The organism is Rhodopirellula islandica, from assembly GCF_001027925.1.
GTDB lineage: Bacteria > Planctomycetota > Planctomycetia > Pirellulales > Pirellulaceae > Rhodopirellula > Rhodopirellula islandica.
Genome location: NZ_LECT01000022.1, coordinates 1 through 9,193, shown reverse-complemented (window position 1 = coordinate 9,193; position 9,193 = coordinate 1). Strand labels below are relative to the sequence as shown.

Here is a 9,193-nt window from a genome sequence, read left to right as displayed (position 1 = left end):
GTAAGATTTTGAGCACGGGAGTGAGTTGAGTGATATTGGTCAAACACCCCAACTCACTTACCCCGTATCATGCAATTTCCCGAATACGACCCTACTGAGTAGGGTTGAATCTATTGTTCTGCCATGGAGTTGACCTAACTCTGAGTTCCAACCCTTACTCATCGCCTGAATCATTCGACGGTTCCGAAACGCCAAATCGCTTGGGACTTGCTCGCTCGATCTTATTCGTGGCCGTCGTTCCAGCCAGTCTCGCGGTCCTGCTTTACCTGCCGTTTCGCTTGACTGCATCTCGCATCAACACGACCACATGGGGTGACTCCGACAACTTCTACCACATGTTGGCAATCGCCACTTGGCCTGCTTTCTCTGCTTTGCTGGCCTTCACGATCTGCTTTCTCGCAGTACGATACAAAGTACGGATGGGCTGGCATCCAGTTCTGATCTTCGTCGCAATCGCTGCCGTGCTCAACACTGGCATGCTCGATCAATGGTTCGCTTGGAATGATACGGGACGGAGTGGGCTCGACATGTATCCGTCAAACTTCGACACGATCTCAACACCCGAAATTTCGCACAACTTGGTGCTTCCCGTCTTCCTCGTATGTTGGTGTGCTACAATCGTCATCACAACGTCGATCCGAATCCGAAGACGGGCAGAACAATGACATGCACGGGAGGACGGCTTGCGGCGTTTGCTGAAATGGATAGTCAACTCTCCGTCCCCCGTGATGTCTGCCGTTATCGCATTCGAGAACCCAAATTCGCATGACCGAGACGCCTTACGCACCACCCCAGGCGCAGCTCGAGGAAAAGCGGTCACGAATTCGCCCGTTTCGACTGATACTCGGCGTAGGGATCGTGCTTGGACTGATTTATGCCATGACGCGATCCGACCTCACTTTCGCGATCGTCGACATAGTGGGATTTGGCACTTTTGCCGGCTTTATGATCGCGACGCCTTTGGTATCTCTCTACGCGGTCATGACAGGCCGTTCGGTCAAAGGGCTTCTTTTCTCTCGATACTCATTAACGATAGCGTTGTTACTCGGATGTCTTTCTGTGTTGACGCTCTGGCTCATCTACGCCAATGCGGACTTTCGTTGATCCGGATTAGTAGAAATCGCGATAACCATGGCATTCACCCGGAGCGGGGCTTGCGGCCGAATTTGAGATGGACAACTTCACTCTCCCCGCCCGGTGATGCCGACCGTTACCCGACTGAAGACGCGCTCGTCGCAACGCATGAATTCACTTCAACTACAATCCGCGACACGCAAACGAACCCGATGTTCCTACTGGGACTTCTACGTAGATGGCAAACGTTTGGCCGACACGCTGGACATTGGCGACTTCATTCCTCCGATTGGCTGGCTTGGATCGGATGTCGAACTTCACTTTCTTGCCATGCTCTTACGCAAAACCCCGGGCGATCTTCCCGGCAACCGCACACCTATCTACGTCTGCGCTGAATGCGCCGACTATGGATGTGGCGTTGTTTCGTGCGTGATTGAACGTACGGACGATGGCATCGTTTGGCGCGACTTCGGCACACAAACAGGCGATGGTGAAGATGTTTGCGCGGACGACTTCGATCCGACACTTGCGTTTACATTCGATCCGACTGCATACTACGGTACGTTGTCCGGGCACTATGAACTTGCCAAAACCGGCGGGTAACCATGCCGTGAACCGAAGCGGCGAAGTCGGGCATTTTTGAAATTGACAATCTTTCGTCGCCGCTCGGTTACGGCTGACGTTCGCCGACTGACGCAATGTATCAACTCGCAATTCTCCTCGTCATCGCTGTGCTATCGGGCTGCGGTTCCCGCAACATGAATCAGCGTGCAAGCACCGATGGCGATGATGCATCGCGTTCAATGCCATGCATCACCAGCATGTCTAGAACTTCGGGAGACATTACCGTCCACTTGCTTCAGTTGTCGGAGCGGCGAATTTCGTCGGAGAATCTTTCGTACCTTGATCTGATGTTCGTCCTCGAATATTCCGGCCCTGAAGACGTCGGCAACATCAACACGACTACGCCGGTATACCGTCAGGTAGACGGAAAGGATGCACTACCGGAGGGCCCTACCGTTTCCTCGTATTCTCGCAGTGTGCCGCTCGAAGACTTCAATCCCCCTCCCTTCGTCGATTTACCTTCAGTCGACGGCTACGGGCTGGTCATGATCAAAACGGTTCCAGGGCACGTTCCAAGGAACACGATTGCGATTTTGGTGGACTTCGGGATCAACGAAGATTCGGCAACGTTTAGTTTTCCGATCCGATGGGTCGATAGCGGCGAACCAACGGATGCACCCGAGTCGGCGAGTCGGGCATTTTGACAACGGAAAATCTCTCGCGCCGACCGGGTGATCCGCAACGTTCGCCGACACAGAAACATGAAACGTGGCACTGACAAATTCTCGGACTTCGTTGAACACCCACGGTACGGGCGCGGGCCACGCATCACTGGTCAGAATCCACAAACAAACTACGGCAGCACGTTCATTCACTGGCATTCTCCGACGGACTGTCGTATTCCGAACACTGCGATCAATGCGAACACATCACGGCAAAAAGAGCCGACTGTTGCCGTCACCCACTACTACGATGTTGAACGTCGATGCCGCGACTGTGGCCGCATGTTCATATTCTTCGCTGAGGAACAGCGTCACTGGTACGAAGTTCTACGCTTTGGGCTTGATTCGGACTGTGTTCGTTGTGTCGAATGTCGAAAATCGGAACAACAAACGGCACACTTGCGCCAACGATACGAATCGCTTCTCGACCGATCTGACCGGACAGACAAAGAGACGCTGGAACTAATTGACTGCGCCCTTACGCTCGTCGAACACTCAGCGTTTGGGCATCGAACCTTGCAACGTATTCGGGCACTGTTGAACTCATTCCCATCCGAATCTAAGATCAGGCGTCACGCTACGTTTCGCGGATTGGCCAATCGTGCCGACATCCTCACAGAAGCGGCGGCGAACCATCCGATGCAACCGAGCGGCGAAGTCGGGCGTTTTGAAGTGGATGATCAACCGTCGCCGCCGGCTGATCGGTAACGTTATCCGGCATTACTGTGCCGACCTGCAAGCACAACATATGGATTCGTACCTCAAGACATTTCGCGTTGTCTCCCTGGTTGCTCTTGGGTTCTCAATTGCCTACCTCGTAGTCACGATAGCCGTTTGGTGGTTTGGTGGTTTGGTGGTTTGGTGGTTTGGTGGTTTGGTGGTTTGGTGGTTTGGTGGTTTGGTGGTTTGGTGGTTTGGTGGTTCAGAGGCCTTCGCACAAATTGGTGATGCTCACGGATTCCTGAATGCTCTTTTCAGTGGCTTAGCGTTAGCCGGCGTCGTTGTTGCGTTGATGATGCAAACCGAGGAGTTGCGTATTGCTCGCTTGGAGCGTCAGGAGTCTTTGCAAACGCAGAAAGAAATCGCGGAGTTGCAGCAGGGATCAACATTGGCAGCGCAGATTGACGTTTGGAAACGGCTTGCTGACAACACACGACTTCGCGGTGACATGAGTCCCGACCGTATCGAGCTTGCTGCGTACGAATATCAGTGTAGAAAACGAATCGAAGCTAGTCTTGGACTCGATGCCTTCAACAGAACAGGTGAGCAATTTGATCCCGAAAAGGTGGCCGAAGACGTAGTTTCAAGTCTGTTTTTATATCGTACGATCTGCGGTGCGGCTGGCATTGTTGGATCTAGCGACGCTCGTGCATTCTTGGCCAAGTTATCTGAGGATCTAAGTTTTAATTTGTCGCTCTCGTCAGTATGTGACGAGTATGCTGCAAAGGTCGAAGAACTTTGCAATAAAATCGACCACGACCTTACGCTTAGCGGCAGCAGCAACGACGATTTAAAGGGGCTGCTAGAGCACGCTGGTCAGAAATGCCGAAGCTTGGAGCATGAGCTCGCTAATAGCATGGCCGAAGACCTGGGGTGCGTCTTGTACGACAGCCCCAACTGATGCTTTTTTCAGCGTGTGTCGGACAAAATGGCTTTCGGACAGCCCGGATTGAATTCATCAGGCGGATAACCAAGGCATTCACACGGAGCGGGGCTTGCGGCCTAATTTGACATGGACAACTTTACTCTCCCCGGCCGGTGATGCCGGTCGTTCCCCGACTGGGATGATCCCACTCTTGAACTTCGCACCGACGCTGTAACTTTGTGAAACGTCCAGATGTTGTCGCTGAACTCGTACTCGCTGGAAACCAAAGCGTTGTCGGCGTGAAAATCCAGGGAGACAACTACGAAATCAACGTTCTGCTATCCGCTGATGACGTTGATCGTCTCAATCGTGAGGAATTGCCCGTCGCGCCGGATGAACATGCCGTCACGGCCGGGACGTGTTTCAACGCACCCACGCACTGGTCCCGTTGCGACGGCAACGTTATGACCATCGTGGTCGGACAAGACGATGTCACCTGGGACTTTGGAGTTTGGATGCCAGTTGATACATTCACGGAAATCAAACGACTGATCCTAGCACTTCGTCCGTCGCTCTGAACCTGTAAGAGCGGGGAACCATCGCGTGCACCCGAGTACGCGAACTGGGCGGTTTTGAAATGGAAAATCTTTCGCGCGTACCGGGTGACGCGTGCCGTTACCCAATAGAGTTTCAATCGACGTAGATGAATTCGCCCTACCCAACGCGAGCGTCAAGGATTGCATCCGGCACCCTGATCGGGTTTGGTTCAACTTGGTTGGCTCTTATCTCGATTACTTCCATCTTCTGGCACTTGCGTCCCTTCGTCGCGCCGGGGAATCCAAGCCCCGACCTATCCACCACGGTTTTCGACATTACCGCGGTTGTGTTGCTGGCCATGCAAATCAGGGGCGCTGCTCGCAGTTGGAACGGTCCAATTCCTGTTTGGGGCTTGGCTGCCACCGCAATGATGTGTTTACTGACCGCAACGACAAATGCGGTATTGGTCTATTCGATACCATGTGTCATCGCGTTGTGTATTTTGCTGTTCACTGGCTACGGAAACGATCCGACATCGCCCACCGCGGAGACGCCCAGCGATGGGTAACCATGCCGTGAACCGAAGCGGCGAAATTGACGTTTTTGAAGTTTACAATCTTTCGTCGCCGCTCGGTTACGGCTGCCGTTCTGCTATCGAAGAGTTTCGTTTGTGGATTGGTTAACGCATCACGAATGGTTGGCGTTACTTGACCAACACGGGCACTTGCCGGGACAGCCTCATGAGCTGCATCTCGGAATTGATGCCACTGCATTCCTTCGCGACATCGGCATTGCGCCGCACATCACGGATTACGAAGAATCCTATCCAGCGTCGCTTCACCGTTGGTACGCTCGAGTTGGCGAGCTGTATTTGACAATCGACTTATCAGCCAGTCCCGCTGACCATGACGCTTGTACTGTTACGACGCGACTCCCTCTTGATGGCTACCCGTGGGAAACACTTCGTGCGATTGAACAACTACCAAACTCCATCGATCTTCACGATGTTTGGCACATCGAGACACCGGACGATTCAACCGTCACTCACGTAGTGATTCGCGAAGATCCTCGGGGGTTCGACAGTCCCGTCTATCGCGCATCGTCCAAGCTCGACGCCAATTCTCTGCTCGACTACCTGCGTTGCGACTCACAGGTGCATTACGCAGTACAGAAACCTGACCCAGACGGAAACTGGCAGGTCTGGGAACACCACGATGACGGAAGGCTCTGCATCGGCAATTATCCAAATAGGTCAAGCTCTGTTGCATTGGCGTGCAACCTAACGAGAGATGGAAGCAAAACGATTCGTGTTTCGTCTTCCAACAGTCCAGATCTTCGTGAATACTTAGTTGCGGATGGAAGGGTCGTTTCGGTATCGGAGCGGAAGGCAGAACAATGCGATGAACCGAAGTCGCGGAGTCACCGTTTTTGAAAATTGAAAATCAATCGCCGCGACTCGGTTATCGCGGACGTTCGCCGACTGAAATTGAGACCGAAATTGCGACTCAAGCCACTCAAGTCGTACGCACACGCTTTGTGCCAGATGCTGATCGGATGGCGGATGCAAGATGATCTCGAACGTTTTGCTCGGCTGCCTGACGGAACGCTTACTGTAGATGCATTGACAGGTGCCTGTACGCACAGCGTTGACGGTGAATTGACGACTTACATTGGTCCCGAAATTGCAGCATGGTTTCGACATCGCCTGGACACAGACGGCATCCCACTTTCCGCTATTACAATCGCAAGCGTCACCGCCAACGTTCATGTTACAATCGAGCAACGCCGACGTGACACTCGCGTGAAATTCGACTGGTCTTGCAGGTCGTTGATTTCCACTGGCAGCCGCGAATTCACTTCAGAACTTGCTGAGCCGCACACGTGGTGCTCCGGCAACCCCAAGACCGAGGATAGCGGCGAACCATGCGATTAACCGAAGTCGCGGAGCCGTCGTTTTTGACAATGGAAAATCACTCGCCGCGACTCGGTTATCGCGGACGTTCCCCGACTGAAATTGCTAACTCTAACTCACGTTCCATACCGTGACTGAATTTCGGCATAGCTCCGAACTGCCTGACGCGTGTTGCGCGACCGAATACGGATTGCAAGTTCAATCCGTCAACGTCATCGCGCACCCTCGCCAGGCCCGCATTGCCTATCAGCACTCGAATGCGCCTGGTACTTTGACACTCGATTGTCCTTCACCACTAGAATCTCTCTTGTTTCTGTTCGAGGACTGCTACTGGATCAAGATCTATGACTTGAATGCGACCGGCGCTTCACTAAACTTTGGTCGTTACGAGGTGCATCTGCTTGACGAGGATGGCCCTCAGGCCAAGATGACTTGTGATCGCTATACTGCTGAATAGAACTCGCGTTTGGCTCTCACGTCGATTTGGTCCGAAGCAAAACGCATAGACGAAGCGGGGAACAATCCCGTGAACCGGAGTCGCGTGTCAAGCGTTTTGGCGATGGTAAACTTTTTCGACGCGACCCGGTTACGGGTAGCGTTACCCGACTGAGAGTGCGTGACTGGAAACCGTTCTGTGATGCTTGACATTTTGGCTCGCATTGACGCTGCCCTGAATTCTGACGATGTATGTCACGACATACGAATGCTTGCACGCGAATTTGTCTCCGAAGGCCATTCAAAGCATCTCTTGAACGATGCGTTTCTGGACGCTCTCGCTGTATTCCCCGCCAATGTTCGGACTGCCTACCCATTTAAGCAAGAACTCGAGGAAACGCTGCAACTTCTTGCGTTGTGGACTAGCGATCACCATACTCAATGGCCTGCCCCCTGGTACTCGGGGCAGGGATTTGAAAACCACAAGACTGCAGAGGAAGTGGCGACCGCAGAGAGCTGGCTGCACGACGAACTCGCCTTTCGTATCGGACGCTCGCATGACGGCGGGTAACCATGTGATTCAACGGAGGACGGGTGGTCCGTTTTTTCGTCTGCTTGCACGTCGTTCGCCCGTCCCCGCTGATCACTAACGTTCGTCCAGAGAGAAGCATGCCTACATTCCACAGCATCGTTTGGGACTTTGGCGTTCCAGAGATCACTGACTTGCAAATGGACGTTACCGTTCATAACGACCCGCCAGGCCCTCCCGGTCCGCAAGGCTTTCAAATTGGCACGGTATATTTCCAACTCTACGATTTTCGTATTTTCGCAGACTTGCCTCAATTCCAAAAACGCGGAATTTACTCATATCACGGCCCCCAAACGAACGTATTCGACGCGAACAAACGTCAATGGCGTGGCTCGGGGCTGCTATTCAGCTACTTTGAAACATCTAACCCCAATGACGTGCAAGTTGCGGAGGGCGGGTGGCCTGAATTTCCTACACCGCAACAGATTCAAGCAGAGGGTGGCCAGTTCCTTGGAGTGCGAAATTCATTTCATTGGGGATCGGGATCCTATCGATTCAATCTGAAACCGGTGGCGGAGGACACCGATGGCATTTGGTATGAATTCACTGGCACGGATCGAGTATCCGGTGATTCTATTTCATGCGGATCACTCCGCTTCCCTACAATTAACGGACGACGCCCGCTTATTCCAAATCTTGGCTCAACATGGATCGAGATTACTCCTCACAACCTATTATTGGCCAACTGTCCATTCTGGCACGTCACATTTGACAAAGTGACCGCAAACAACGGCACGCTCCCCGCCCAAACTGCTGCTGCGAGGTATGCCGACGATCAAGCACCGGCGAGAAATAGCGACATCTCACTCAATGCAAATTCCGGAGCAATCGATTTCCGCATCGGTCAGGGCGTGGTACGCCGCACACCTAATGGGACAATCCTGACACTGTAAAACAAATTGGACGAACCATGCGATGAACCGAAGTCGCGGAGTCGTCGTTCTTGACAATCGAAAATCAATCGCCGCGACTCGGTTATCGCGGCCGTTCTCCGACTGAAGTCCATGACCGACACGCAACATCGACCGTCGTGGGTGATCGAGCAGACGCTTGATGCGTCTCGATTTCCGTGTTGCGGTAACGCAAACCCATTCCCGTTCAAGTGCGCTAACTGCGTTCACCCAATGGTTCTGTGCTGCGAATGCGACACCCTCTATACGGATATGCCGAACGTATCTGCAACGACCGTTCCGGAATGGAACGAATGGCAATGCTCGAAATGCGACGCCAAGCTGTCTCCCGACTTTTTCAACTCCGCTGAACATCGCATGACGTTTGACGATTGGTCGCGCGGCGGTCTTGATACATTCTTGGCCATACCACCATTGTCCGATCTGTATTCGATGCTCATCGCGTCAACGAATCAACTCGCTGGCTATCTTGCACGCAACATGCAAAGCACAGCAAAACGGCACGCCTACAGCGTTAGCAACTTGGCGAATGCCTTAGTTGACTGCCATCCGCGTGCGGGCGATGCGCGTCGTTCGTCCTATCGGTTTTCGCAATCTGACACACGAAAGGTCGCACTGAACGCGGCGCTGGAACAAACTGATCCGATCGTTCGCGCATACGCTATACTTGGTGTGTCTGACTCACTTTCCACGCAAAAACCAAACGGCGGAGAACCAATAAGGATTTGACTTCGCGTGGATGCGACGGTTGAGTCACTTTCTCTTTCATGTTGCTTCGTTCGTCGCGGTTCAAAACGCGTCGCCTAGCCGAAGCTCAAGTCCTCTGTTCAAGATGCCCGGTGTTGAACGCCGAGTCGCTCGCCC

Annotated in this window: 12 protein-coding genes; all 12 read left to right on the top strand. The window is 53.1% G+C overall.

Going from position 1 to position 9,193, the window contains the following annotated elements; all coding sequences use genetic code 11:
• Positions 1 to 227: 227 nt before the first annotated feature.
• Complete coding sequence (locus RISK_RS11270; protein ID WP_150122556.1) at positions 228 to 665, top strand: hypothetical protein; 438 nt, start codon at positions 228 to 230, stop codon at positions 663 to 665.
• Positions 666 to 765: 100 nt separating this feature from the next.
• Positions 766 to 1,104 carry a hypothetical protein gene (locus tag RISK_RS11265; protein ID WP_047814410.1) on the top strand — a complete coding sequence of 113 codons (339 nt, stop codon included), beginning with the start codon at positions 766 to 768 and terminating at the stop codon, positions 1,102 to 1,104.
• Between the two features lie 138 nt (positions 1,105 to 1,242).
• A complete protein-coding gene (locus tag RISK_RS11260) occupies positions 1,243 to 1,677 on the top strand; it encodes a hypothetical protein (RefSeq protein WP_150122555.1) in 435 nt (144 codons plus the stop codon).
• A 95-nt stretch (positions 1,678 to 1,772) separates the two neighbouring features.
• Positions 1,773 to 2,342 (top strand): hypothetical protein, encoded by a 570-nt coding sequence (locus RISK_RS32195; RefSeq protein ID WP_160311432.1) that lies wholly within the window; start codon positions 1,773 to 1,775, stop codon positions 2,340 to 2,342.
• Between the two features lie 57 nt (positions 2,343 to 2,399).
• Complete coding sequence (locus RISK_RS33565; protein ID WP_053061151.1) at positions 2,400 to 3,068, top strand: zinc-ribbon domain-containing protein; 669 nt, start codon at positions 2,400 to 2,402, stop codon at positions 3,066 to 3,068.
• Positions 3,037 to 3,981 carry a hypothetical protein gene (locus RISK_RS32810; RefSeq protein WP_047814407.1) on the top strand — a complete coding sequence of 315 codons (945 nt, stop codon included), beginning with the start codon at positions 3,037 to 3,039 and terminating at the stop codon, positions 3,979 to 3,981. Before RISK_RS33565 ends, RISK_RS32810 begins: the two co-directional genes overlap by 32 nt.
• 203 nt (positions 3,982 to 4,184) lie before the next feature.
• The gene (locus tag RISK_RS11240) at positions 4,185 to 4,523 is read left to right on the top strand and encodes a hypothetical protein (RefSeq protein WP_047814406.1); all 339 of its coding nucleotides are present in this window, start codon (positions 4,185 to 4,187) and stop codon (positions 4,521 to 4,523) included.
• 125 nt (positions 4,524 to 4,648) lie between these two features.
• Positions 4,649 to 5,050, top strand: coding sequence for a hypothetical protein (locus tag RISK_RS31500; protein WP_150122554.1), 402 nt, complete (start codon positions 4,649 to 4,651; stop codon positions 5,048 to 5,050).
• 1,534 nt (positions 5,051 to 6,584) lie between these two features.
• Positions 6,585 to 6,851: a hypothetical protein gene (locus RISK_RS11220; protein WP_150122553.1), complete on the top strand. Its 267-nt coding sequence runs from the start codon at positions 6,585 to 6,587 to the stop codon at positions 6,849 to 6,851.
• 246 nt (positions 6,852 to 7,097) lie between these two features.
• Entirely contained in the window at positions 7,098 to 7,400 is a 303-nt protein-coding gene (locus RISK_RS11215; RefSeq protein ID WP_150122552.1) for a hypothetical protein, read from the top strand.
• 98 nt (positions 7,401 to 7,498) lie between these two features.
• On the top strand, positions 7,499 to 8,311 hold the full coding sequence (locus RISK_RS32190) for a hypothetical protein (RefSeq protein ID WP_047814400.1): 813 nt from the start codon (positions 7,499 to 7,501) through the stop codon (positions 8,309 to 8,311).
• A 111-nt stretch (positions 8,312 to 8,422) separates the two neighbouring features.
• Positions 8,423 to 9,058, top strand: coding sequence for a hypothetical protein (locus RISK_RS11205; protein ID WP_150122551.1), 636 nt, complete (start codon positions 8,423 to 8,425; stop codon positions 9,056 to 9,058).
• The last annotated feature ends 135 nt before the right edge of the window (positions 9,059 to 9,193 follow it).

Bases quoted from the DNA above. Each gene is read 5' to 3' on its own strand.
- RISK_RS11215 (WP_150122552.1), top strand. From the start codon at position 7,098: ATGCTTGCACGCGAATTTGTCTCCGAAGGCCATTCAAAGCATCTCTTG.
- RISK_RS31500 (WP_150122554.1), top strand. From the start codon at position 4,649: ATGAATTCGCCCTACCCAACGCGAGCGTCAAGGATTGCATCCGGCACC.
- RISK_RS32195 (WP_160311432.1), top strand. From the start codon at position 1,773: ATGTATCAACTCGCAATTCTCCTCGTCATCGCTGTGCTATCGGGCTGC.
- RISK_RS33565 (WP_053061151.1), top strand. From the start codon at position 2,400: ATGAAACGTGGCACTGACAAATTCTCGGACTTCGTTGAACACCCACGG.
- RISK_RS11260 (WP_150122555.1), top strand. From the start codon at position 1,243: ATGAATTCACTTCAACTACAATCCGCGACACGCAAACGAACCCGATGT.
- RISK_RS32190 (WP_047814400.1), top strand. From the start codon at position 7,499: ATGCCTACATTCCACAGCATCGTTTGGGACTTTGGCGTTCCAGAGATC.
- RISK_RS11265 (WP_047814410.1), top strand. From the start codon at position 766: ATGACCGAGACGCCTTACGCACCACCCCAGGCGCAGCTCGAGGAAAAG.
- RISK_RS32810 (WP_047814407.1), top strand. From the start codon at position 3,037: ATGATCAACCGTCGCCGCCGGCTGATCGGTAACGTTATCCGGCATTAC.
- RISK_RS11205 (WP_150122551.1), top strand. From the start codon at position 8,423: ATGACCGACACGCAACATCGACCGTCGTGGGTGATCGAGCAGACGCTT.